A 22078-nucleotide genomic window follows, 5' to 3' on the forward strand; every position below is an offset into this window, starting at 1 on the left:
CCTCCGCGTCCAGCCCGGACGTGCCGCGGCCGGCCTGCAACCGCAGTAGTGCGACGACCGCGCCGGCGGAACCGGCGACCAACAGCGCCGCGAGCGTGATCGCGTACCCCATGACGTCCTCCTTGCCCGGGCGGGCCCGGGAGCAGCACCACCTGCGATGTCACCACCTATGACACGACAGGCTTCTGTGCCCCTCCCTCGGACTCCCTGTGCACCTCCGGTGAGGTTTCAGCCGTCGTGTGTCTGCTCCGGGGTGACGCCCAGGGTGAGGCGGGCGTGGACGCCCCGGGCGATGCGACGGTGGTCGTAGTCGAGGTACAGCAGCCCGCCCTCATGCCCGTTGCCGGGGTAGATGCCGTCCTCGTCGAGGGTCGTCCGGGTCGTGGTGTTGCTCGCGTACGGCTCCACGGCCGCCGTCAGCAGCACCGACCGCTCGTCGAAGAACAGCTGTCCGGTGTGGCAGGTGTGCCCGCCCTCGTAGCCCGCGTCGGTCCAGACTCCGTCCACGTGCACCTTCACATGGATGTGCACGCAACGGCCCTGGTACCAGCCGGGGAGGACGGTACGGAAGGCGACGTCCCCGTGCCGGTCGGTGCGCCAGGTGCCGCGCAGGTAGCGCTTGTCGTCGGTCGGCTCCTGGTGGCCGTCGGCACCGCCGGGCGGGGGAGAGCCGGTCGGGGCGCCGGTGGGGGAGTCGGTCGGCGTACCGGAGGGCGGAGGAGCCGACGGACCGCCGCCCCCGCCCCCGCTGCCCATCTCGTCGTACCCGGAGTAGACGCCCGTGGCGTTGCAGTGCCAGATGTCCACGGCCGCGTTCCGCACCGGCCGGCACGTCTCGGCGTCGATCACCTTCAGCCGCAGCGCGAGCGGGATGCCCGCCTGACCCTCCGTGACGTCCTGCCGGATCTTGTCGGCGTCGATGTAGTACGGCCCCTCGACCAGCTCGGAGGTGAGGGTGTAACAGGCGTCGTCCTCCCGGTCGGACGCCTCCGCGCCGGCCGTGAAGGCCCCGCCCACACCGATCGCGGTCACGGCCACCCCGCTGGCCGCGAGGACCGTACGGCGGGCCAACTTCCTTCTCTCTTCCGGTGTCTGAGTGTCTGTCATGGCCAGCGGCCGTAGGCGTGGGACGCCTGGCAGAAACATCGGAAAGGGCTGTGAATCAAGGGACTCAAGCGAAAGGGCTCGAAACCGACGTCGGTTTCGAGCCCTTCAGGTCCGCCGGATTACTTCGGCTGCGGCTTGCGCACCTGGAGGTGCAGTTCCCTCAGCCGGGCCTCCTCCAGCTCCGTCGGCGCGCCCATCATCAGGTCCTGGGCGTTGCCGTTGAGCGGGAAGGCGATGGTCTCGCGGATGTTGGGCTCGTCGGCCAGCAGCATCACGATGCGGTCGACGCCGGGGGCGATACCGCCGTGCGGCGGGGCGCCGAAGCGGAAGGCGCGCAGCATGCCGGCGAACTTCTCCTCGACGGTCTCCCGGTCGTAACCGGCGATCTCGAAGGCCTTGAGCATGATGTCCGGCTCATGGTTCCGGATCGCGCCGGAGGACAGCTCGACACCGTTGCAGACGATGTCGTACTGCCAGCCCAGGATGTCCAGCGGGTCCTGGTTCTCCAGGGCCTCGAGCCCGCCCTGCGGCATCGAGAAGGGGTTGTGCGAGAAGTCGATCGCGCCGGTCTCCTCGTCCTTCTCGTACATCGGGAAGTCGACGATCCAGCAGAAGCGGAAGACGTTCTCCTCGAAGTGCCCGGCGCGCTTGGCGGCCTCGACCCGCACCGCGCCCATGATCTTGGAGACCTCGTCGAACTCACCCGCGCCGAAGAACACCGCGTGCCCGGCGGCCAGCGACAGCCGCTTGGTCAGCTCGGCGACGTTCTCCTCGGTGAGGAACTTCGCGATCGGGCCGGTGAGCGAACCGTCCTCGACGACCCGCACCCAGGCCAGGCCCCTGGCGCCCAGCGAGACGGCGAAGTCACCGAGCTGGTCGAAGAACTTGCGCGGCTGGTCCTGCACGGCCGGCACCGGCAGCGCCCGCACGTGCTTGCCGGCGAACGCCTTGAACTCCGAGCCCTCGAAGACATCGGTGATGTCGACGAGCTCCAGCTGGGCCCGCAGGTCCGGCTTGTCGGAGCCGTACTTCAGCATCGCCTCGCGGAACGGGATCCGCGGGAACGGGGAGGTGACATGGCGGCCGCCGCCGAACTCCTCGAACAGCTCGGTCATCAGCTGCTCGATCGGCCGGAAGACGTCCTCCTGCTCGACGAAGCTCATCTCGACGTCGAGCTGGTAGAACTCGCCCGGCGAGCGGTCGGCGCGGGCGTCCTCGTCACGGAAACAGGGCGCGATCTGGAAGTAGCGGTCGAAGCCCGAGATCATCAGCAGCTGCTTGAACTGCTGCGGCGCCTGCGGCAGGGCGTAGAACTTGCCGGGGTTCAGCCGGGAGGGGACCACGAAGTCACGGGCGCCCTCGGGGGAGGTCGCCGACAGGATCGGGGTCGCCATCTCGTTGAAGCCGAGGGCCGTCATCTTGTGCCGGATCGCCGAGATGACCGCCGTACGCAGCATGATGTTGCGGTGCATGCGCTCGCGCCGCAGGTCCAGGAAGCGGTACTCCAGACGCCGCTCCTCGTTGACCCCGTCCTCGGCGTTGATGGTGAAGGGCAGCGGGGCGGCCGCGCCGAGCAGCTCGACCTCGCCGACCTCGACCTCGACCTCACCGGTCGGCAGCTCCGGGTTGACGTTCTCCGCACCGCGGGAGACGACCTTGCCGTCGACGCGGACCGTCGACTCCTTGGTCACCTTGTCCAGGGCCTCGTAGGCCGGGGTGCCCGGGCGGGCGACGAGCTGCGTGATGCCGTAGTGGTCGCGCAGATCGATGAAGAGGATGCCGCCCAGGTCGCGCCGATTGTGCAGCCAGCCACTCAGCCGGACGTCGGTGCCGACGTCAGAGGCGCGGAGCTCGCCGCAGGTGTGGGACCTGTACCGATGCATCGTCGTTCATCCAGTCTTCGCGGATAGGGGGCCGTGTTTCACGTGAAACACCACCCAAGCGTACCGGGCACCGTAAGATCGGCTCCCCACCATTAAGGGCGGTCGTCCTGCGGCCTCCAACCGCTCGGTTCCGGGCATCAAACCGCACGAACTGTCGATGATCGGTGGCACGCCTCGATCACCTCTTCATAAAGTGGGGCAATGCGCACTGGCGAGCCTCTGCCGCCCGTGGGGGAGGTTCTCGCCACCCTCGCGACCGGTCTGTGGCACTGGGACACCGCCACCGAGCTGGTCACGGTCGACTCCGAGGCGGCACGGCTGCTTGGCCTGCCCGCCGTACAGACCACCCTCACGGAGGCCCAGGCCCGGTCCCGGCTGCACCCGGTCGACTGGAACGAGATCATCAGCGTGGTCGGTCTCGCCGTCGCCGAGCGCACCCTCGCCGAGGTCCGCATCCGGATCATGGACGAGCACGGCCGGGTGATCCGCGTCGTCCGCTCCCGCTCCAAGCCCTCCTACGACAAGGAACGGCAGGCCTTCCAGCTGATCGGCACCCTCCAGGAGGTGACCGAACCGACGCCCGGCACACCGGCCGGGCGCAGTGCCGTCACGGGCGACTGGCGGCGCTCCCGGGAGGCGTTCCTGCTGGACGCGGGCCGGGCGCTGGCCGAGGCCCGCTCGACCGCGGAGGTACTTCGGGTCGCGGCGGGGCTGTCGATGCCGGGGTTCTCCCCGGACGGGCTCGCGGTGTTCGGCGTCGAGGGCGACCGGCTGACCATCGTCGGCCTGTACGGCTACCAGCCCGGCGACGGCGACCCGTTCTCCCCCATGCCCCTGGACACGGACCATCCCGCCGCCGAGGTCATACGCACCGGCCGTGCCGTCTATCTCTCCTCCCCCGCCGACTACAAGACCCGCTACCCGGTGATGTGGCAGCTGGTGGAGAGCTTCGGCCGCCAGTCCTGGGCCTTCCTGCCGCTGACGGTGGCCGGACGCACGATGGGCGCCTGGATGGCCTCCTTCGCCTATCCCGTCGCCTTCACCCCCGACGAACGCTCGGTGCTGACGACCGTCGCCCGGATGCTCGCCCAGGCCCTGTCCCGGGCCGGCGCCCAGGAGACCGAACGCGCCCTGACCGACGGCCTCCAGCGCTCCATGCTGCCGATGCTGGGCCCGCAGATACCTGGCATGACCGTCGCCGCCCGCTACGTCCCGACCGGCGGCGGGCTCCAGGTCGGCGGCGACTGGTACGACATGATCCCGCTGCCCAACGGCCGGTTCGCCCTGGCCATCGGCGACGTCCAGGGCCATGACGTGCGCGCGGCGGGTCTGATGGGCCAGCTCCGTATCGCCCTGCGCGCCTACGCCTCCGAGGGCCACCGCCCCGACGCGGTCCTCTCCCGCGCCTCCCGCTTCCTGCACGGCATGGCGGACGGCGACCCCGAGTCCCCCGACCTGCGCTTCGCGACCTCTCTGTACGTCGAGGCGGACCCGGTGACCGGCATCCTCGACATCGCCCGGGCCGGCCACCCCGACCCGGCGATCCGGATGGCGGACGGCACGGTACTGACCCGCCCGACGGCCGGCGGCCTCCCGCTCGGCATCGACCCGGACGCCGACTACCCCACCACCCGCATCACGCTGGAACCCGGCGAGACGATGCTGATCTGCACCGACGGCCTGATCGAGACCGGCGGTCACGACCTGGACAGCGGCTGGCAGCGCATCCGTACGATCCTCGAGGACCACAAGGGCGACCTGGAGGAACTTGCCGACGCCCTGGTCCAGGGCGTGCACGGCCCCTCCTCCCACCACACCACGGGCCCGCTCGCGGACCGGCGCGAGGACGACATAGCGGTGATGCTGCTGTGCCGCCCGGGGGAGGACCGCGGTCTCGACCACACGCTCGCCCCGGCACCCACGGTCCGCCGCACGTTGCTCTCCGTCGCGCAGGCCGAACCCGAGCGCGTCGCGGTGGCCCGCCAGCACCTGCGCGAGCTGCTCCACGACTGGCCCTCCCAGGACCAGGTCGACTCGGCGGTGCTGCTGCTGTCCGAGATGCTGACCAACGTCCTGGTGCACACGGACGCGGACGCGCTGATGCAGGCCGAGGTCCGGGGCGAGCCCGGGGGCCGCCGGATGCGCGTCGAGGTCACCGACACCAGCGACGACCTCCCGCACAAACGGCGCCCCGGCGAGATGGCGTCCTCCGGCCGCGGCCTGGTCCTCATCGAACTCCTCGCCCAGTCCTGGGGCGTGGACCCCCGTGGCGAGGGCAAGAGCATCTGGTTCGAGCTCTACGAGGACGCGTAGCCCACCGGCCGACGGGGCCTTACAGGCCGCCCTCGGTCATCCCGTGCACGGCGGGAATGGTCCCCAGCCGGCCCTTCTGGAAGTCCTCGAAGGCCTGCTGGAGTTCCTCGCGGGTGTTCATGACGAAGGGGCCGTAGTGGGCCATGGGCTCCCGGATGGGCTGTCCGCCGAGGAGCACGACCTCCAGGTCCGGCGTGTGGGAGTCCTGCTTCTCGTCCGCGCGGACGGTGAGGGAGGAACCCGCGCCGAACACCGCCGTCTGGCCCAGGTGGATCGGGCGCCGCTCGGCACCCACCGCACCCTTGCCGGCGAGCACGTACGCCAGGCCGTTGAAGTCCTCCCGCCACGGCAGGGTGATCTCCGCACCCGGCGCGAGGGTCGCGTGGATCATGGTGATCGGGGTGTGGGTGATACCGGGGCCCGCGTGACCGTCCAGCTCACCGGCGATCACCCGCAGCAGGGCGCCGCCGTCGGGGGAGGTCAGCAGCTGGACGTGGCCGCCGCGGATGTCCTGGTAGCGGGGCGTCATCATCTTGTCCTTGGCCGGGAGGTTCACCCACAGCTGCAGACCGTGGAAGAGACCGCCGGACATGACGAGGGACTCCGGCGGGGCCTCGATGTGCAGCAGGCCCGAGCCCGCGGTCATCCACTGGGTGTCGCCGTTGGTGATGGTGCCGCCGCCGCCCTGGCTGTCCTGGTGGTCGAAGACGCCGTCGATGATGTAGGTGACGGTCTCGAAGCCGCGGTGCGGATGCCAGGGGGTCCCCTTCGGCTCTCCGGGCGCGTAATCCACCTCACCCATCTGGTCCATCATGATGAACGGGTCCAGGTGGCGGTAGTTGATCCCGGCGAACGCGCGGCGCACCGGGAAGCCCTCGCCCTCGAAACCGCTGGGCGCGGTGGTGACGGCGAGTACGGGACGGGCCACGGCGTCGGCCGGAGCGGCCACGCGAGGCAGGGTCAGCGGGTTCTCGACGGTCACAGCGGGCATGTCGGTACCTCCTTGTGCGGCCATTTTAGTTGAGCATTGAACTTTCTGCTACCCCACAACAGAGAGAGCCCGGAGGGCATTCCCTCCGGGCTCCCGGCTGCGCGAGCGGTTCAGCCGTACATTCTGCGCATCGCGAAGTCGACCATCTGTTCGACCGCCTTCGCGTCGAAGACCATCCGGTGCTCGCCCTCCATGTCGAGGACGAAGCCGTAGCCGGTGGGCAGGAGGTCGATGACCTCGGCACCCGTGATCACGAAGTACTTGGACTCCTTGCCCGCGTACCGGCGCAGCTCCTTCAGCGAGGTGAACATCGGGATCACCGGCTGCTGGGTGTTGTGCAGGGCGAGGAAACCGGGGTTGTCGCCGCGCGGGCAGTAGACCTTGGAGGTGGCGAAGACCTGCTGGAAGTCCTCGGCCGACATCTGCCCGGTGGTGAAGGCGCGCACCGCGTCCGCGAGCGACGGCGGCGACGGCTCGGGGTACAGCGGCGGCTGCTGGCCGTACCCGCCCGGCATCTGCTGCTGCGGCGGGACGCCGTACTGCTGCTGGGCCCCAACGTTCTGGTCGTAGCCGTACATGCACCACAGAGTACTGACCCCGCACGAGGGCTCGGTCACAGATGGCCGGATCGGGCTTGCTTCTTATTACCGACGGGTAGCATCATCGTAGCCACTTGTTGGTACGTGAACTAGCGCGAGGATCCACCAGTGCCTCGCCGATCTCTCTTACGGAGCCGTCGCCATGGGGCACTACAAGTCGAATCTCCGCGACATCGAGTTCAACCTCTTCGAAGTACTCGGACGCGACAAGCTGTACGGCACCGGACCGTTCGAGGAGATGGACACCGAGACCGCGAAGAGCATCCTCGAGGAGCTGACCCGTCTCTCGGAGAACGAGCTGGCGGAGTCCTTCGCGGACGCCGACCGCAACCCGCCGGTCTTCGACCCGGAGACCAACACCGCGCCGGTCCCGGCGTCCTTCAAGAAGAGCTACAAGGCCTTCATGGACTCCGAGTACTGGCGCCTGGGCCTGCCCGAGGAGATCGGCGGCACGACCGCCCCGCCCTCGCTGATCTGGTCGTACGCGGAGCTGATCCTCGGCGCCAACCCGGCGATCTGGATGTACTCCTCCGGCCCGGCGTTCGCGCGCATCCTCTTCGAGGAGGGCACCGAGGAGCAGAAGAAGTGGGCGCATCTCGCGGTGGACCGCACCTGGGGCTCCACGATGGTGCTCACCGAGCCGGACGCGGGTTCCGACGTCGGCGCCGGCCGCACCAAGGCGGTCCAGCAGGAGGACGGCTCCTGGCACATCGAGGGCGTGAAGCGGTTCATCACCTCCGGTGAGCACGACATGGAGGAGAACATCCTCCACTACGTCCTGGCCCGTCCCGAGGGCGCCGGCCCCGGCACCAAGGGTCTGTCGCTCTTCCTCGTGCCGAAGTACCTGTTCGACTGGGAGACCGGCGAGCTGGGCGAGCGCAACGGCGTGTACGCCACCAACGTCGAGCACAAGATGGGCCTGAAGGCCTCCAACACCTGCGAGATGACCTTCGGCGACAAGCACCCCGCCAAGGGCTGGCTGATCGGCGACAAGCACGACGGCATCCGCCAGATGTTCCGGATCATCGAGTTCGCCCGGATGATGGTCGGCACGAAGGCAATCTCCACGCTGTCGACCGGCTACCTGAACGCGCTGGAGTACGCCAAGGAGCGCGTCCAGGGTCCGGACCTGGCGAACTTCATGGACAAGACCGCGCCGAAGGTCACCATCACCCACCACCCCGACGTGCGCCGTTCGCTGATGACGCAGAAGGCGTACGCCGAGGGCATGCGGGCGCTCGTCCTCTACACCGCCTCCATCCAGGACGCGATCGCCGTCAAGGAGGCGAACGGCGAGGACGCCAAGACCGAGCACGCGCTCAACGACCTGCTCCTGCCGATCGTGAAGGGCTACGGCTCCGAGAAGGGCTACGAGCAGCTCGCCCAGTCGCTGCAGACCTTCGGCGGCTCCGGCTTCCTGCAGGAGTACCCGATCGAGCAGTACATCCGCGACGCCAAGATCGACACCCTGTACGAGGGCACCACGGCGATCCAGGGCCAGGACTTCTTCTTCCGGAAGATCGTCCGCAACCAGGGCGCCGCGCTGAACTCCCTCGCCGAGGACATCAAGAAGTTCCTGGCGCTGGGCACCGGCGGCGAGGAGCTGGCCGGCGCCCGTGAGCACCTCGCGAAGGCGGCCGTCGAGCTGGAGGCGATCGTCGGCCTGATGCTGACCGACCTCGCGGCCACCGAGCAGGACGTCAAGAACATCTACAAGGTCGGCCTGAACACCACCCGCCTGCTGCTGGCCTCCGGTGACGTGGTCGTCGGCTACCTGCTGCTCAAGGGCGCCGCGGTCGCCGCCGAGAAGCTGGAGACCGCCTCCGCGAAGGACAAGGCGTTCTACACCGGCAAGATCGCGGCGGCGAAGTTCTTCGCGGCCAACGTGCTGCCGGGCGTCACCGGCGCGCGCAAGCTCGCCGAGGGCGTCGACCTGGACCTGATGGAGCTGGACGAGGCCGCGTTCTAGTCGCGGCTCCGGTCCCGCCGGTTCCTGGTTCCGTCGCCGCCGGATCTGGGTAGCCAAAATTCCACATCGCCCTCACGAGGGCCCGCTCCCTGTACGCGGAGTGGGCCCTCGTACGTCGTTAAGGTGAACCCCATGAGCGAACCCCCCCGCTTCGACCGCGGCCACACCGACGACCTCATGTCCTTCCTGACGGCGAGCCCGTCGCCGTACCACGCGGTGGCGAGTGCCGCCGAGCGGCTGGAGAAGGCAGGGTTCCGGCAGGTCGCGGAGACGGACGCCTGGGACGGGACGAGCGGCGGCAAGTACGTGTTGCGCGGCGGCGCGATCGTGGCCTGGTACGTCCCCGAGGGCGCGGCGCCCCACACGCCGTTCCGTATCGTCGGCGCGCACACCGACTCCCCGAACCTGCGGGTCAAGCCGCTGCCCGACACGGGGGCGCACGGCTGGCGCCAGGTGGCCGTGGAGATCTACGGCGGCCCGCTGCTGAACTCCTGGCTCGACCGTGACCTGGGGCTGGCCGGCCGGCTGACCCTGCGGGACGGCTCGACCCGGCTGGTGAACGTCGACCGGCCGCTGCTGAGGGTGCCACAGCTCGCCATCCATCTGGACCGTTCGGTGTCGGCGGAGGGCCTCAAGCTCGACAAACAGCGCCACATGCTGCCGGTCTGGGGTCTGGGCAACGACGTGCGCGACGGCGATCTGATCGCCTTCCTGGAGGAGAGCGCGGGGCTCGCGGCGGGCGAGGTGACCGGCTGGGACCTGATGACGCACTCCGTGGAGCCGCCGGCGTACCTGGGCCGGGACAAGGAGCTTCTCGCCGGGCCGCGCATGGACAACCTGCTGTCGGTGCACGCGGGCGTGGCCGCGCTCGCCGCCGTCAGCGGCACCGACCTGCCCTGCGTCCCCGTACTCGCCGCCTTCGACCACGAGGAGAACGGCTCGCAGTCGGACACCGGGGCGGACGGTCCGCTGCTCGGAAGTGTGCTGGAGCGGTCGGTGTTCGCGCGGGGCGGGTCCTTCGAGGACCGGGCGAGAGCCTTCGCGGGCACGGTGTGCCTGTCGTCCGACACGGGTCACGCGGTGCACCCCAACTACGCCGAGCGGCACGACCCGACGCACCACCCGCGGGTCAACGGCGGGCCGATCCTGAAGGTCAACGTCAACAACCGCTACGCCACCGACGGTTCGGGCCGCGCGGTGTTCGCCGCCGCCTGCGAGAAGGCGAACGTCCCCTTCCAGTCCTTCGTCTCCAACAACTCCATGCCCTGCGGCACGACCATCGGCCCGATCACCGCGGCGCGGCACGGCATCAAGACCGTCGACATCGGCGTCGCGATCCTGTCCATGCACAGCGTCCGGGAGCTGTGCGGCGCAAACGACCCTTATCTGCTGGCGAATTCGCTGGTGGCGTTCCTGGAGGGGTAGTCAACCGGGCCGTGGCGCATGGGTGATGTCCGTCCGGGTACACGGGTTCTACCGCAACGACCGGACAGGGAGGCGACACTCATGGGCCTCGGCGGGTGCATCATCCTCATCGCCGTGGGAGCCATCCTCACGTTCGCGACCGACTGGCACATGCAAGGGGTCAACCTCGACCTGGTCGGGATCATCCTGATGATCGTCGGCCTGATCGGCGTCAGCACCTTCAGCGGCATCGCCCGGCGCCGGCGCGTCGTGGTACCGCCGACGACGCCGGTCGTGGAGGAGGAGGTTCGCCACCGTCGTACGGACGGATACTCCGACGGATACGGCGTGTAGACGGATAACGGACGCACAGGGCAAGCAACGACAACCGTGAGCATTCCGTGATCAGGGATGTCTTGTTGACTTGTGTGAAAATAGTGAAGACTCCGGAGTGTTGTAGTGCCCGGGGGGTCGCATGTGCCGGGCGTGAACCATCAGCACACCCGGAGGGCTCCCCGTGCACCACCCGGCGGAGACGACCGCCGTGGCGCCCGTCGCGGGGCCACGGCCTTCGCGACGGCACGCGGCCCGTCGCGCCCATGCCGCACCCGACGAACTCGACGGCCCGCTGCGGCTCGTGGTGCTGATCCCGGCCCACAACGAAGAGGACCGCATCGCCCACGCCGTCCAGGGCCTGTGGCGACAGACCCGGCGACCCGACCTGATCGTCGTCGTGTGCGACAACTGCACCGACGCCACCGCCGAGATCGCCGCCGCCCACGGCGCGCAGGTCTTCCACACCCAGGGCAACACCCACAAGAAGGCCGGCGCCCTCAACCAGGCCATCGCCTGGGTGCTGCCCCATCTCGAGGAACGCGACCTGCTGCTGGTCCAGGACGCCGACACCGTGCTCGACCCGTGGTTCAACGAGACCGCGATGGGCACCTTCAACCGCAAGGTCGGCGCCGTCGGCGGAGTGTTCTACGGCGAGGAGGGCGGCGGCTTCCTCGGACTGCTCCAGCGCATGGAGTTCCACCGCTACGCCTGGGAGCTGGAACGCTCCGGCGGCAAGGCACAGGTGCTCACCGGCACCGGCACGATGTTCCGCGCGCGGGTGCTGCGCGAGGTCCGCGTCGCCCGCCGCGCCGGGGTCATCGGCGGCGGCAACGGCTACTACAGCCTCGCCTCGCTCACCGAGGACGACGAGATGACGAAGGCCGTCAAGACCCTGGGCTACCGCGCCATGTCACCGGCCGGCTGCGCGGTCACCACCGAGGTCATGCCGACCCTGGGCAAGCTGTGGCACCAACGGCTGCGCTGGCAGCGGGGCGCACTGGAGAACCTGCGCGACTACGGCTGGACCCGGGTCACCGCGCGCTACTTCCTGCAGCAGTTCATGATGGGCTTCGGCGCCCTGTGCTTCCTGGTCTACCTGACCTACATGGCCACCTACACGACGCTGTACGGCTGGCCCGGCTTCTCCCCGTTCTGGACGGCGATCGGGCTGCTCTTCGTGGTCGAGAAGACGGTCTCCGTACGGCGGGCGGGACCTCGGGCGGTGCTGGTCGCCGCGCTGATGGTCCCCGAGATGCTCTACGACCTCTTCCAGCACGCCGTCTACTTCACCTCGCTGTGGGGGCTGGTGCGCCGCAGCGAGGAGAAGTGGGTGGCGACCTGACACCCCCTTGACCCACCCCCCGCGAACCAACCCCCGCACACCGCTAGGAGAAGCACGACATGTACGGAAGAGTGATCGGCGCCGGGACCACGGGCGCCGGCGGCGCCACCCTGGCCGCCACGGGCATGTGGATGAACAGCATGGCGCTGCTCGTCACGGCCACCACCCTGATGGCCGCAGGGGTGGCCCTGTTCAAGCTGGCGCCGCGCACGCGCCGCCGCTGACCCCGGTCAGCCGGCCGAGTCGTCCATCCCGGCCAGCACCAACGGCAGCCGGTCCGCCCCGCCTTCGGTGAGGCGGACCGGAACTCCCCAGTCCTGCTGGTGGACATGGCAGGCCGGGTAGGGGTTGTCCGTGTCGTCGTCGCAGGACGCGGCCATCGCGGAGACGTGCAGGACTCCTTCCGTGATGCCGGGGTCGAGCTCCAGGGTGCGGGAGAGGTCGGTGTCGGCGCCCTCGCCCTTCAGCAGGAGCCCGGGGGGCGTCGACGACACCAGCAGGCGGGTCGAGGGGCCGTACCGGGTGTCCAGTTTCTGGCCTGCGGGGGCCTGGAAGATCACGTCCAACCGGAGCCTGCCGGGGGCGACTTCGGTGGCGGCTCGCCGGGTGCGGTGGGCGACCGACTCCACCCGTACCGCCTCCTCCGGCAGACGCAGCCGGGTCAGCCTGTGCCGCGCCGACTCGACCACCACGATGTCCTCGCCCACCAGCACCGCGTCGCTCGGTTCGCGCAGGTCGGTCGCGAGGGTGGTGACCTCACCGGTCGAGGGGTCGTAGCGGCGCAGGGCGTGGTTGTAGGTGTCGCTCACGGCCACCGAGCCGTCGGGGAGGACCGTCACGCCCAACGGGTGCTGGAACAGGGCCTGTCCGGCCGGGCCGTCGCGGTGACCGAAGTCGAACAGGCCCGTACCGACGGCGGTGCGGACCGTGCCCTCGAGGTCCACCCAGCGCAGGGCCGAGGTCTCGGAGTCGGCCAGCCAGAGCCGGTCGGCGGTCGCCGCGAGTCCGGAGGGCTGGGCGAACCAGGCCTCGGGGCCCGGTCCGTCGACCAGCCCCTCGTTGGTGGTGCCGGCCGTGACGGCGACCGTCCCGTCGGCCGGGTCGTACGCCCACAGTTGGTGGACGCCGGCCATGGCGATCCAGACCTTGCCGCCGAAGAGGGCCACGTCCCACGGGGAGGAGAGGTCGATCTCGCGCGCCGGACCCGACGTGGGCGAGCCCTGCCACCACTGGCGTCCGGTGCCGGCGAGCGTGGTGACCTCACCGGTGGCGAGGTCGAGGCGGCGCAGGGCGTGGTTGACGGTGTCGGCGACGACGACCGCGGCCTCGTCGAGGAGGGCGAGGCCCTGCGGCTCGTTGAACGCCGCCGCCTCCGCCGAACCGTCGGCGAACCCGCGCGCACCGGAGCCGAAGCGCCGCACCACTGTCTCCCCGTCCGCCGCCAGCTCCACCAACTGGTGCCGGGTGGTGTCGCTGACCAGGAAGGTGCCCCCTGGCAGGACCAGCGCCTTGCCCGGGAAGCGCAGGGTGGTCGGCTCCGGCTCCGGCGCCACGTACGGCCCGTCGCCGCGCCGCAGCGTCCCCTTCGCCTCGTGCTCCGCCTCCAGCTCCGTCACCAGCCGCTCGATCGCGTGCACATGCCCCTCACCGGCGTGCTGCGCGACGACATACCCCTCGGGGTCGATCACCACCAGCGTGGGCCAGGCCCGCACCGCGTACTGCTTCCAGGTCGCGAGCTCCGGATCGTCCAGCACCGGATGCTCCACTCCGTACCGCTCCACGGCGTCGACCACCGCCGCGTGTTCGGCCTCGTGCACGAACTTCGGAGAGTGCACCCCGATCACGACGACGGTGTCGGCATGCTTCTCCTCCAGCTCCCGCAACTCGTCGAGGACGTGCAGACAGTTCACGCAACAAAATGTCCAGAAGTCGAGCACGACGATGCGGCCACGCAGGTCGGACAGGGTGTACTGCTGGTCACCCGTGTTCAGCCAGCCGCCCTTGCCCACCAGCTCGGGGGCTCGGACGCGGACGCGTCGGGGAGGGGAGTCGGTCATGGCTCAAGAGTGCCACCCGCCACTGACAGTCACGAAAGCGCGTGGCCCGTCGTCGCGTCCACGTGGTCGGGGATCTCCTCGTGGTGGTCGCCGACCGTGAGGGTGCCGGTGGGTTCGAGCATGAGGATCTCCGTGGGGGCCGGGGCGTAGGGCTTGTGGTGGGTGCCGCGGGGGACCGTGAAGACGGAGCCCTTCGGAAGGACGACCGTGCGTTCGCCGGAGGGTTCGCGCAGGGCGATGTGGAGTTCGCCGTCCAGGACCAGGAAGAACTCGTCGGTGTGGTCGTGGACGTGCCAGACGTGCTCGCCCTCGACCTTGGCGACGCGGACGTCGTAGTCGTTGACGGCCGTGACGATGCGCGGGCTCCAGCGGTCCGTGAAGGACGCCAGGGCGGCGGACAGGGAGATGGGTTCCGTGGTCATGGGTCCATCGTGGGGGTGGGCCGGGACGGCGTGTGAGTGCTAGAAATCGCATATGGCGCAAGGATCCTCTCAGCCCCCTCCGCACCGGGTCGCGGTGATCGTCGACGAGGGCACCAACCCCTTCGAGGTGGGCGTGGCGACCGAGCTGTTCGGGCTGCCCCGGCCCGAACTGGGGCTCGCGGGGCCGCTGTACGAGGTGACGGTGTGCGCGCCCGCGCGTGAGGTGCGGATGAACCACGGGTTCTTCACGCTGACCGGGGTACCGGGGCTGGACGCCGTGGACGGGGCGGACACCCTCGTCGTCCCGGGGCGGCCCGACAACGTCGTCCCGCGCGCGGAGGCCGTACTGGAGGCGATCCGCCGCACGCACGCGCGTGGCGCCCGCGTCGTCAGCTTCTGCACCGGGACCTTCGCGCTCGCCGAGGCCGGGCTGTTGGACGGGCGCCGGGCCACCACCCACTGGCGCTGGGCGGACCTGTTCCGGGAGCTGCATCCGAAGGTGCTGCTGGAACCGGACGTGCTGTTCGTCGACGAGGGCGATCTGCTCACGGCGTCGGGCAGCGCGGCCGCGCTCGACCTCGGGCTGCACATCTGGCGCAGGGACCACGGGGCGGAGCTTGCGAACGCCGTCTCCCGGCGGCTGGTCTTCGCCTCGCACCGGGACGGCGGGCAGCGGCAGTTCGTGGAGCGGCCCGTGCCGGACGTGCCCGACGAGTCGCTGGGACCGCTGCTGGCCTGGGCGCAGGAGCGGCTGGGTGAGCCGCTGACGGTGGCGGACCTGGCGGCCCGGGCGGCGGTGTCCCCGGCGACCCTGCACCGCCGTTTCCGCGTCCAGCTGGGCACGACCCCGCTGGGCTGGCTCACCGGGGAACGCGTCGCCCTCGCCTGCCGTCTCATCGAGCGCGGGGAGGAACGGCTGGACGTCGTCGCCGCGCGGAGCGGCCTGGGCAGCGCGGCCAACCTCCGCGCGCGCGTGCGGCGCGAGACGGGGCTCAGCCCGTCGGCCTACCGGCGGCGTTTCGGGCCGACGCCCGGGGAAGAGGTGGGGACATGAGATTCCAGGTACGCGACCGGCTCCTCGGCTTCGGCGAGGACTACTGGATCGAGGACGAGCACGGCGGCAAGGTCTTCCTCGTCGACGGCAAGGCGATGCGCCTCAGGGACACCTTCGAGCTGAAGGACACCCAGGGGCGGGTCCTGATCGACATCCACCAGAAGATGTTCGCCCTGCGCGACACCATGGTGATCGAACGGGACGGCGAGACCCTCGCCAAGATCAAGCGCAAGCGCCTGTCGCTGCTGCGCCACCACTACCGGGTGACGCTCGTCGACGGCACCGAACTCGACGTCAGCGGCAAGATCCTCGACCGGGAGTTCGCCATCGAGTACGACGGTGAGCTGCTCGCCGTCATCTCGCGCCGCTGGCTGCACATCCGGGACACGTACGGCGTAGACGTCGTCCGCGACGACGCGGACCCGGCGCTGCTGATCGCGGTGACGGTGTGCGTGATCCATCTGGCGGAGAAGGAACGCGAGGAGGACTGAGGCCTCGCGCCTTCCGGCCGGCCTCAGAACGTGTGCGGGGGCTCCAGGCCCAGAACCCGGTCCTTCAGGGCCGGGAACTGCTCCCGGGTCGCCGCCACCTTCGCCGGGTCGAAGTCGACGGTGAGGACCTCCTCGCCGGCCCCCGCCTCGGCCAGCACCTCGCCCCACGGATCCACCACGATCGAGTGACCAGCCTGCGGAACTCCGGCATGCGTCCCGGCCGTTCCACAGGCGAGCACGAACGCCTGGTTCTCGACCGCCCGCGCCTGGGCCAGCAGCGTCCAGTGCGCCCGGCGGCGCTCCGGCCAGCCCGCCGGGACGACGAGGGTCTCGGCGCCGGAGTCGACGAGCGAGCGGAACAGTTCGGGGAAACGGAGGTCGTAGCAGGTGGCGACACCGAGGGTGGTGCCGGGCAGACGGACCGTCACCAGCTCGCGTCCGGCACCCATCAGCACGGCCTCGCCCTTGTCGAAGCCGAAGCGGTGGATCTTGCGGTAGGCGGCGGCCAGGTCGCCGGAGGGTGAGAAGAGGAGGGAGGTGTTGTAGAGAGTGCCTGCGGGGTCCTGCTCGGGGATCGAGCCCCCGTGCAGCCACACGCCCGCGTCGCTCGCGGCCTTCGCCATCGCCTCGTACGTCGGCCCCTGAAGCGGCTCGGCGTCGGCGGCGAACCGCTCGTACGCGAAGGCGCCCGTGGTCCACAGCTCGGGCAGGACGACGAGATCGGCCCCGGCCTGCTCCCGTACCAGCGAGGCCACCCGACGCCGACGGGATTCGACCGATTCGCCCTCGTTCACGTCGATCTGGAGCAGAGAGGCGCGCACACTACCACCGTCCTGGCATTCGAGCCGTCCACACGGGCCTACGATCGTCACACGAAAGCACTGCCGGGGTGCCTCACAGCAGCGTAACTTAGCGTTCCAAGACACCCGCCGACAGCAGCCGCCACCTCCCACTGGCAACGCCGCCACCACCGCCCGTGTACCGACCGCCGAGGGGTCCCGTTCCGTGAGTCTGCATCCCACCCTCCAGCCCTACGCCGACGCCTGGACCCACTCCATCGAAGCCATATCCGAACTGGTGGGGCCGCTCGTGGAGGGAGAGTGGAACCGGCGCACGCCCTGTCCCGGCTGGTCGGTCCGGGACGTGGTCTCCCATGTCATGGGCCTGGACTGCGAGATGCTCGGCGACCCGCGCCCCATCCACACGCTGCCGCGGGACCTGTTCCACGTCACCAACGACCTCCAGCGCTACATGGAGATGCAGGTCGACGTCCGCCGCCACCACACGGCGCCGGAGATGACCTCCGAGCTGGAGTACGTGATCATCCGGCGCAACCGCCAGCTGCGCAACGAGTCGCGCGACCCGGGCATCAAGGTGCGCGGTCCGCTAGGCACCGAGCTGACGCTGGAGGAGGCCATGCGGGGCCACGCGTTCAACGTGTGGGTGCACGAGCAGGACCTGCGCGCCGCGCTGGGCCGTCCCGGCAACCTCGACTCCCCCGGCGCGCACATCGCCCGGGACGTGCTCCTCGGCGAACTGCCCGCGGTGGTGGCCGAGCGGGCGAACGCGCCCCGCAGTTCGGCGATCGTCTTCGACGTGCACGGGCCGGTGGAGTTCCTGCGCACCATCAGGGTCGACATCCAGGGCCGCGGCACGCTGGAGACGGCCCCCGCGCTCGGGCCCGCCGCGACCTTCACGCTGGACTGGGAGACGTTCGTACGCCTGGCCTGCGGCCGGGTGACGCCGGAGGCGGTGGCGGACCGGGTGAAGGCGGAGGGCGATCCGGAGCTGACGGCGGCCGTCCTGCGCAACTTCGCGGTGACGCCGTAGCCTGCGTCGCTCGGTTCAGCGGTCCTCGGTGACGGAGGTGGCCACGCCGTCGGCGATGACGACCTTCGCCGCCACGCCCTTCTTGGCGGCGGTCTCCAGCTGGTCGAGGGTGCACGTGGACATCGCCTGCGACATGGGGCTGCCGCAGATGCCGCCGGCGCCGTGCACGACGGTGTCGTTCGCGACGTAGAAGGCCTGCGGGGTGCCGCCCTGCTTCGGGGCGACCGTGTACTTGCCCGGGGCGAGGTAGGAGACGGTGCCGTCGTAGGTGGCGTTCACGCCCGAGCCACCGGTGCCGCCGCTGTCGACGTCGTGGCGTTCGCGGACGACGGTGGCGACGCCGTTCCTGATCGTGACGTCGGCGGTGACGGGGGCCTTCCTGGTGGCCGTCTCCAACTGGTCGAGGGTGCAGCGCGGACGCGCCTCGGAGCGGGGGCTGCCGCAGATCTTTCCGGCGCCGTGGACCTCGGTGTCGGTGGCGGTGAAGAAGGCCTGGTCGGTGCGGCCGGGGACATGGACGGTGTACTTGCCGGGGGCGAGGTAGCCGACCGTGCCGCCGGTGATGGTCGCGGTGACGCCCTCGTCGGTGCCGGAGGTGGTGGTCCGGGCGCTCGTGCCGGAGACGTGGGAGCGCTTCGAGGTCTTGGACACCTTCGCCGTCCCCTTCGACGAGGTCTTCGACGTGGACGTGTGCTGGGAGTTGCCGCCACCGGTCGTGCCACCGCTGTGCGAGGAGCCGCTCTGACACGCCGTCATCAGCAGGCCGGCCGTGATCGCGGCGGTGACGAGGGCGGCCTTGCGCAGGTGGCGGTTCATCGGGGTTCCCTTCGGGAGCTTCGGAAGCGAGTACGGCGTTCGCTCGTTCGACGACTATGAGCTCCCGAAGGCCCCGCAGGTCACGCCCGTCCCCGCTTCACGACACCCCTGTCACACGCCCATGACAGAGCAACACGTCGGCTGTGAAGGCCCGTTGGCATGAACCGGAGGGTCAGGCGGTTACGCGCACCGGCTCCACCCGGTTCACGCGGGTACGTGCACCGTCTCCACCCGGCTCGCCACCAGCCGCTCCCGCTCCCGCAGGGCGACCCGGCGCCGCAGCCGCAGGATCTGGCTGACGCCCAGCGCCTGCAGCACGAACACCGCGGAGAAGGCGATGGTGTAGTCGTCACCGGTGGCGTCCAGGAGCACGCCGATCAGGAACAGCGTCGTCATCGAGGCGACAAAACCACCCATGTTGGTGATCCCGGAGGCCGTGCCCTGACGCTCCGGAGGGTTGGCGGGCCGCGCGAAGTCGAAGCCGATCATCGACGCCGGGCCGCACGCCCCCAGCACCGTGCAGAGCGCGACCAGCAGCCACATCGGCGCGTGCTCGCCGGGGTAGGCCAGGGTGACCGCCCACATCAGGGCCGTCGCCCCCACCGTGCCGAGCGCCAGCGGCAGCCGGGCCGTGTGGTGCCGGGCGACGATCTGGCCGTAGACCAGCCCGACGACCATGTTGGACAGGACGACCAGGGTGAGGAGTTCACCGGCCGTGGCGCGGGACAGGCCCTGCGCCTGGACCAGGAACGGCAGGCCCCACAGCAGCAGGAACACCATCGCCGGGAACTGGGTCGTGAAGTGCACCCACAGACCCAGCCGTGTCCCCGGCTCCCGCCAGGAAGCGGCGATCTGGCGTCGTACGTACGCGGCGCCCTGGTGCGGGAAGGGCTCCGGCTCGTGGCCCTCGGGGTGGTCCTTGAGGAACAGCAGCATCAGGACCAGGACGACGACACCGGCGACGGCGCTGCCCGCGAAGGCCGGCGTCCAGCCGACGCCGTGCAGCAGGCGGGCCAGGACCAGGGTGGAGACCAGGTTGCCCGCCATGCCGACCAGCCCCGCGAGCTGCGCGACCAACGGGCCGCGGCGGACCGGGAACCAGCGGCTGCCCAGCCGCAGCACGCTGATGAACGTCATCGCGTCGCCGCAGCCGAGCAGCGCTCGGGAGGCGAGGGCCGTGCCGTAGGTGGGCGAGAACGCGAAACCGAGCTGCCCCGCCGTGAACAGCACGGTGCCCAGGGCCAGCACCTTCTTGGTGCCGAGCCGGTCCACCAGCAGGCCGACCGGTATCTGCATGCCGGCGTAGACCAGCAGCTGCAAGATCGAGAAGGTCGACAGCGCCGAGGCGTTCACATGGAAGCGGTCGGCCGCGTCGAGGCCGGCCACGCCCAGGGACGTACGGAAGATGACGGCGACGAAGTAGACGGAGACGCCGATGCCCCAGACGGCGATCGCGCGCCGGCCGCCCGGAGGATCGCCCGGGAGGGTGGCCGAGGAGGAGCTCATCGGACCTCACCCCGGGCCAGGTGCGAGAACCAGCCCACATGCCGGTGGACGATCCCGACGGCCGCCTCCGCGTCCCCGGAGCGCAGCGCATCGAGGATCTCCTCGTGCTCGACGAGAGTCTTGGCTATCCGGTCGGGGTGCGAGTGCATGATCGCGACGCCCATGCGCAGCTGGCGGTCACGGAGCTGGTCGTAGAGCCGGGAGAGGATCTCGTTGCCGCCGCTGCGGACGATCTCGGCGTGGAAGCAGCGGTCGGTGACCGCGGCCCCGGCGAGGTCGCCGTCGGCGGCCTGCTGCTTCTGCCGGGCCAGCAGCTCCTCGAGCCGCTCGACGAGGCCGGCCGGAGCGGGTACGGCCTTCCTCGCCGCGTGCTCCTCGACCAGCAGCCGGGTCTCGACCACGTCCGCGATCTCCTGCGCGGAGACCGCCAGGACCAGGGCGCCCTTCTTCGGGTAGAGCCTGATCAGCCCTTCCACCTCCAGGCGCAGCAGCGCCTCGCGCACCGGGGTGCGCGAGACCCCGACGGCCTCGGCGAGCTCGCCCTCGGTGAGCAGGGTCCCGCCCTCGTAGCGGCGCTCCAGGACGCCCTGTTTGACGTGGGTGTAAACGCGGTCGGCGGCGGGCGGTTGCTTGGCGGTCAGGGTCCCCGGGCTGCTCATGCGAACAGCATAGATACATCACGTACGCATGAGGGATCCGGTCCACCATCCGGACGGGCGTGGAGGGATACGGGCGCACAACATGCGGACGAATCACCCGTCACGGGAACCCCACACAGCAACGGTGCAACCAACTGTGCTATTTACGTGTCTCACACGTGCGGCCCCATTCGCTCCCCATCCAACTCGGCCGCATATCAGGGGCTTTCAACCTAATCGGGGTATTTCAGTTGATTACCGCCATCACCGGCACCAAGGGCAGCCGCCTCCGCCGAGCCGCCGCGGTCAGTGTCACCGCCGGCGCCGTTCTCGCGGCCGGGGCCTTCGCCGCGGCACCCGCGCAGGCCGTCACCACGCCCTCGATCGTGGCCAAGGGCGGCTACGTGATGAACAACGCGAACGGGTCGACGCTGTACACCAAGGCGGCGGACACCAAGCGTTCGACCGGCTCGACCACGAAGATCATGACCGCGAAGGTCGTGCTCGCGCAGTCGAACCTGAACCTGGACAAGAAGGTCACGATCCAGAAGGCGTACAGCGACTACGTCGTCGCCAACAACGCCTCCCAGGCCCACCTGATCGTCGGCGACAAGGTCACCGTCCGTCAGCTGCTGTACGGGCTGATGCTGCCGTCCGGCTGCGACGCCGCGTACGCGCTCGCCGACACGTACGGGTCCGGCTCCACCCGGGCCGCGCGCGTGAAGTCGTTCATCGGCAAGATGAACAAGGCCGCGTCGGACCTGCACCTGAAGAACACGCACTTCGACTCGTTCGACGGCATCGGCAACGGCAACAACTACTCGACGCCGCGCGACCTGACGAAGATCGCCAGCAGCGCGATGAAGAACGCCAACTTCCGCGCGATCGTCAAGACGAAGTCGTACACGGCGAAGACGATCACGAAGACGGGCTCCACCCGCACGATGGCCGCGTGGACCAACACCAACGGCCTGCTCAGCAGCTACAGCGGCACGATCGGCGTCAAGACCGGCTCGGGTCCGGAGGCCGGCTACTGCCTGGTCTTCGCCGCGACGCGGGGCGGCAAGACGGTCATCGGCACGGTGCTGTCCTCCACGTCCATCCCGAACCGCGAGGCGGACGCGAAGAAGCTGATGAACTACGGCTTCGCAAAGCTCGGCTGACCCCAGCTCGAATATCTGCCCGAAGGGCCCCTCACCACCCGGCGAGGGGCCCTTCACCCTTTACGGCCGCCGGCAACCACAATCCACGAACTTCGCTCGCACAAGTGAACATCAATACGCCAGCTGGCATATTCGATTTTCTCCGCCCTAGGTTCCG

Annotated in this window: 20 protein-coding genes; 10 read left to right on the forward strand and 10 right to left on the reverse strand. The window is 69.9% G+C overall.

Features of this window, described 5'->3' with window-relative positions:
* Nucleotides 1-228: 228 nt before the first annotated feature.
* Entirely contained in the window at nucleotides 229-1107 is an 879-nt protein-coding gene (locus ABZZ74_RS29315) for an intradiol ring-cleavage dioxygenase (protein ID WP_356769944.1), read from the reverse strand.
* 119 nt (nucleotides 1108-1226) lie between these two features.
* Entirely contained in the window at nucleotides 1227-2990 is a 1764-nt protein-coding gene (aspS, locus tag ABZZ74_RS29320) for an aspartate--tRNA ligase (protein ID WP_356769946.1), read from the reverse strand.
* 201 nt (nucleotides 2991-3191) lie between these two features.
* On the opposite strand from aspS, the gene ABZZ74_RS29325 reads away from it, so the two are divergent.
* Nucleotides 3192-5303 carry a SpoIIE family protein phosphatase gene (locus tag ABZZ74_RS29325; protein WP_356769948.1) on the forward strand — a complete coding sequence of 704 codons (2112 nt, stop codon included), beginning with the start codon at nucleotides 3192-3194 and terminating at the stop codon, nucleotides 5301-5303.
* Nucleotides 5304-5322: 19 nt separating this feature from the next.
* Here ABZZ74_RS29325 and ABZZ74_RS29330 read toward each other — a convergent pair whose 3' ends face one another.
* Together ABZZ74_RS29330 and ABZZ74_RS29335 are read right to left on the reverse strand one after the other, a co-directional pair.
* Complete coding sequence (locus ABZZ74_RS29330; protein WP_356769950.1) at nucleotides 5323-6294, reverse strand: pirin family protein; 972 nt, start codon at nucleotides 6292-6294, stop codon at nucleotides 5323-5325.
* Between the two features lie 110 nt (nucleotides 6295-6404).
* Nucleotides 6405-6872, reverse strand: a complete 468-nt coding sequence (locus ABZZ74_RS29335) for an SseB family protein (protein WP_133044023.1) — start codon at nucleotides 6870-6872, stop codon at nucleotides 6405-6407.
* Nucleotides 6873-7035: 163 nt separating this feature from the next.
* Between ABZZ74_RS29335 and ABZZ74_RS29340 the strand changes: the two genes are divergently transcribed.
* The 5 genes from ABZZ74_RS29340 to ABZZ74_RS29360 all read left to right on the forward strand — a co-directional run bounded on the left by ABZZ74_RS29340 (nucleotide 7036) and on the right by ABZZ74_RS29360 (nucleotide 12168).
* Nucleotides 7036-8862, forward strand: coding sequence for an acyl-CoA dehydrogenase (locus ABZZ74_RS29340; RefSeq protein WP_356769952.1), 1827 nt, complete (start codon nucleotides 7036-7038; stop codon nucleotides 8860-8862).
* Between the two features lie 132 nt (nucleotides 8863-8994).
* Complete coding sequence (locus tag ABZZ74_RS29345; RefSeq protein WP_208781849.1) at nucleotides 8995-10287, forward strand: M18 family aminopeptidase; 1293 nt, start codon at nucleotides 8995-8997, stop codon at nucleotides 10285-10287.
* An 81-nt stretch (nucleotides 10288-10368) separates the two neighbouring features.
* Nucleotides 10369-10620: a DUF6458 family protein gene (locus ABZZ74_RS29350; RefSeq protein WP_115907000.1), complete on the forward strand. Its 252-nt coding sequence runs from the start codon at nucleotides 10369-10371 to the stop codon at nucleotides 10618-10620.
* Nucleotides 10621-10783: 163 nt separating this feature from the next.
* Nucleotides 10784-11944 (forward strand): glycosyltransferase family 2 protein, encoded by a 1161-nt coding sequence (locus tag ABZZ74_RS29355; protein WP_356769955.1) that lies wholly within the window; start codon nucleotides 10784-10786, stop codon nucleotides 11942-11944.
* A 59-nt stretch (nucleotides 11945-12003) separates the two neighbouring features.
* Complete coding sequence (locus tag ABZZ74_RS29360) at nucleotides 12004-12168, forward strand: hypothetical protein (protein ID WP_356769957.1); 165 nt, start codon at nucleotides 12004-12006, stop codon at nucleotides 12166-12168.
* A 6-nt stretch (nucleotides 12169-12174) separates the two neighbouring features.
* Here the strand turns inward: ABZZ74_RS29360 and ABZZ74_RS29365 are convergent, their stop codons facing one another.
* On the reverse strand, nucleotides 12175-14001 hold the full coding sequence (locus ABZZ74_RS29365) for an NHL domain-containing thioredoxin family protein (RefSeq protein ID WP_356769959.1): 1827 nt from the start codon (nucleotides 13999-14001) through the stop codon (nucleotides 12175-12177).
* 29 nt (nucleotides 14002-14030) lie between these two features.
* The gene (locus tag ABZZ74_RS29370) at nucleotides 14031-14423 is read right to left on the reverse strand and encodes a cupin domain-containing protein (RefSeq protein ID WP_356769961.1); all 393 of its coding nucleotides are present in this window, start codon (nucleotides 14421-14423) and stop codon (nucleotides 14031-14033) included.
* A 52-nt stretch (nucleotides 14424-14475) separates the two neighbouring features.
* Between ABZZ74_RS29370 and ABZZ74_RS29375 the strand changes: the two genes are divergently transcribed.
* On the forward strand, nucleotides 14476-15477 hold the full coding sequence (locus ABZZ74_RS29375; protein WP_133044017.1) for a helix-turn-helix domain-containing protein: 1002 nt from the start codon (nucleotides 14476-14478) through the stop codon (nucleotides 15475-15477).
* A complete protein-coding gene (locus tag ABZZ74_RS29380) occupies nucleotides 15474-15968 on the forward strand; it encodes an LURP-one-related family protein (RefSeq protein ID WP_208781505.1) in 495 nt (164 codons plus the stop codon). Before ABZZ74_RS29375 ends, ABZZ74_RS29380 begins: the two co-directional genes overlap by 4 nt.
* A 23-nt stretch (nucleotides 15969-15991) precedes the next feature.
* Here ABZZ74_RS29380 and ABZZ74_RS29385 read toward each other — a convergent pair whose 3' ends face one another.
* Entirely contained in the window at nucleotides 15992-16789 is a 798-nt protein-coding gene (locus ABZZ74_RS29385) for a carbon-nitrogen family hydrolase (RefSeq protein ID WP_356769963.1), read from the reverse strand.
* 184 nt (nucleotides 16790-16973) lie between these two features.
* Between ABZZ74_RS29385 and ABZZ74_RS29390 the strand changes: the two genes are divergently transcribed.
* Nucleotides 16974-17798: a maleylpyruvate isomerase family mycothiol-dependent enzyme gene (locus tag ABZZ74_RS29390; protein WP_356769965.1), complete on the forward strand. Its 825-nt coding sequence runs from the start codon at nucleotides 16974-16976 to the stop codon at nucleotides 17796-17798.
* A gap of 15 nt (nucleotides 17799-17813) precedes the next feature.
* Here the strand turns inward: ABZZ74_RS29390 and ABZZ74_RS29395 are convergent, their stop codons facing one another.
* From ABZZ74_RS29395 to ABZZ74_RS29405, 3 genes are all read right to left on the reverse strand, one after another.
* Nucleotides 17814-18614 (reverse strand): hypothetical protein, encoded by an 801-nt coding sequence (locus tag ABZZ74_RS29395; RefSeq protein WP_356769967.1) that lies wholly within the window; start codon nucleotides 18612-18614, stop codon nucleotides 17814-17816.
* A gap of 204 nt (nucleotides 18615-18818) precedes the next feature.
* Complete coding sequence (locus ABZZ74_RS29400; RefSeq protein WP_356769969.1) at nucleotides 18819-20120, reverse strand: MFS transporter; 1302 nt, start codon at nucleotides 20118-20120, stop codon at nucleotides 18819-18821.
* Nucleotides 20117-20779, reverse strand: a complete 663-nt coding sequence (locus tag ABZZ74_RS29405) for a GntR family transcriptional regulator (RefSeq protein WP_356769971.1) — start codon at nucleotides 20777-20779, stop codon at nucleotides 20117-20119. Before ABZZ74_RS29405 ends, ABZZ74_RS29400 begins: the two co-directional genes overlap by 4 nt.
* 230 nt (nucleotides 20780-21009) lie before the next feature.
* On the opposite strand from ABZZ74_RS29405, the gene ABZZ74_RS29410 reads away from it, so the two are divergent.
* Complete coding sequence (locus tag ABZZ74_RS29410; protein ID WP_356769973.1) at nucleotides 21010-21921, forward strand: D-alanyl-D-alanine carboxypeptidase; 912 nt, start codon at nucleotides 21010-21012, stop codon at nucleotides 21919-21921.
* The last annotated feature ends 157 nt before the right edge of the window (nucleotides 21922-22078 follow it).

The organism is Streptomyces sp. NPDC006476 (assembly GCF_040612015.1).
In the GTDB taxonomy this organism is placed as follows: domain Bacteria; phylum Actinomycetota; class Actinomycetes; order Streptomycetales; family Streptomycetaceae; genus Streptomyces; species Streptomyces griseorubiginosus_B.

Bases quoted from the DNA above. Each gene is read 5' to 3' on its own strand.
- ABZZ74_RS29315 (WP_356769944.1), bottom strand. From the start codon at position 1,107: ATGACAGACACTCAGACACCGGAAGAGAGAAGGAAGTTGGCCCGCCGT.
- ABZZ74_RS29370 (WP_356769961.1), bottom strand. From the start codon at position 14,423: ATGACCACGGAACCCATCTCCCTGTCCGCCGCCCTGGCGTCCTTCACG.
- ABZZ74_RS29330 (WP_356769950.1), bottom strand. From the start codon at position 6,294: ATGCCCGCTGTGACCGTCGAGAACCCGCTGACCCTGCCTCGCGTGGCC.
- ABZZ74_RS29400 (WP_356769969.1), bottom strand. From the start codon at position 20,120: ATGAGCTCCTCCTCGGCCACCCTCCCGGGCGATCCTCCGGGCGGCCGG.
- ABZZ74_RS29345 (WP_208781849.1), top strand. From the start codon at position 8,995: ATGAGCGAACCCCCCCGCTTCGACCGCGGCCACACCGACGACCTCATG.
- ABZZ74_RS29350 (WP_115907000.1), top strand. From the start codon at position 10,369: ATGGGCCTCGGCGGGTGCATCATCCTCATCGCCGTGGGAGCCATCCTC.
- ABZZ74_RS29325 (WP_356769948.1), top strand. From the start codon at position 3,192: ATGCGCACTGGCGAGCCTCTGCCGCCCGTGGGGGAGGTTCTCGCCACC.
- ABZZ74_RS29335 (WP_133044023.1), bottom strand. From the start codon at position 6,872: ATGTACGGCTACGACCAGAACGTTGGGGCCCAGCAGCAGTACGGCGTC.
- ABZZ74_RS29395 (WP_356769967.1), bottom strand. From the start codon at position 18,614: ATGAACCGCCACCTGCGCAAGGCCGCCCTCGTCACCGCCGCGATCACG.
- ABZZ74_RS29340 (WP_356769952.1), top strand. From the start codon at position 7,036: ATGGGGCACTACAAGTCGAATCTCCGCGACATCGAGTTCAACCTCTTC.
- ABZZ74_RS29380 (WP_208781505.1), top strand. From the start codon at position 15,474: ATGAGATTCCAGGTACGCGACCGGCTCCTCGGCTTCGGCGAGGACTAC.
- ABZZ74_RS29375 (WP_133044017.1), top strand. From the start codon at position 14,476: ATGGCGCAAGGATCCTCTCAGCCCCCTCCGCACCGGGTCGCGGTGATC.
- ABZZ74_RS29360 (WP_356769957.1), top strand. From the start codon at position 12,004: ATGTACGGAAGAGTGATCGGCGCCGGGACCACGGGCGCCGGCGGCGCC.
- ABZZ74_RS29365 (WP_356769959.1), bottom strand. From the start codon at position 14,001: ATGACCGACTCCCCTCCCCGACGCGTCCGCGTCCGAGCCCCCGAGCTG.
- aspS (WP_356769946.1), bottom strand. From the start codon at position 2,990: ATGCATCGGTACAGGTCCCACACCTGCGGCGAGCTCCGCGCCTCTGAC.
- ABZZ74_RS29405 (WP_356769971.1), bottom strand. From the start codon at position 20,779: ATGAGCAGCCCGGGGACCCTGACCGCCAAGCAACCGCCCGCCGCCGAC.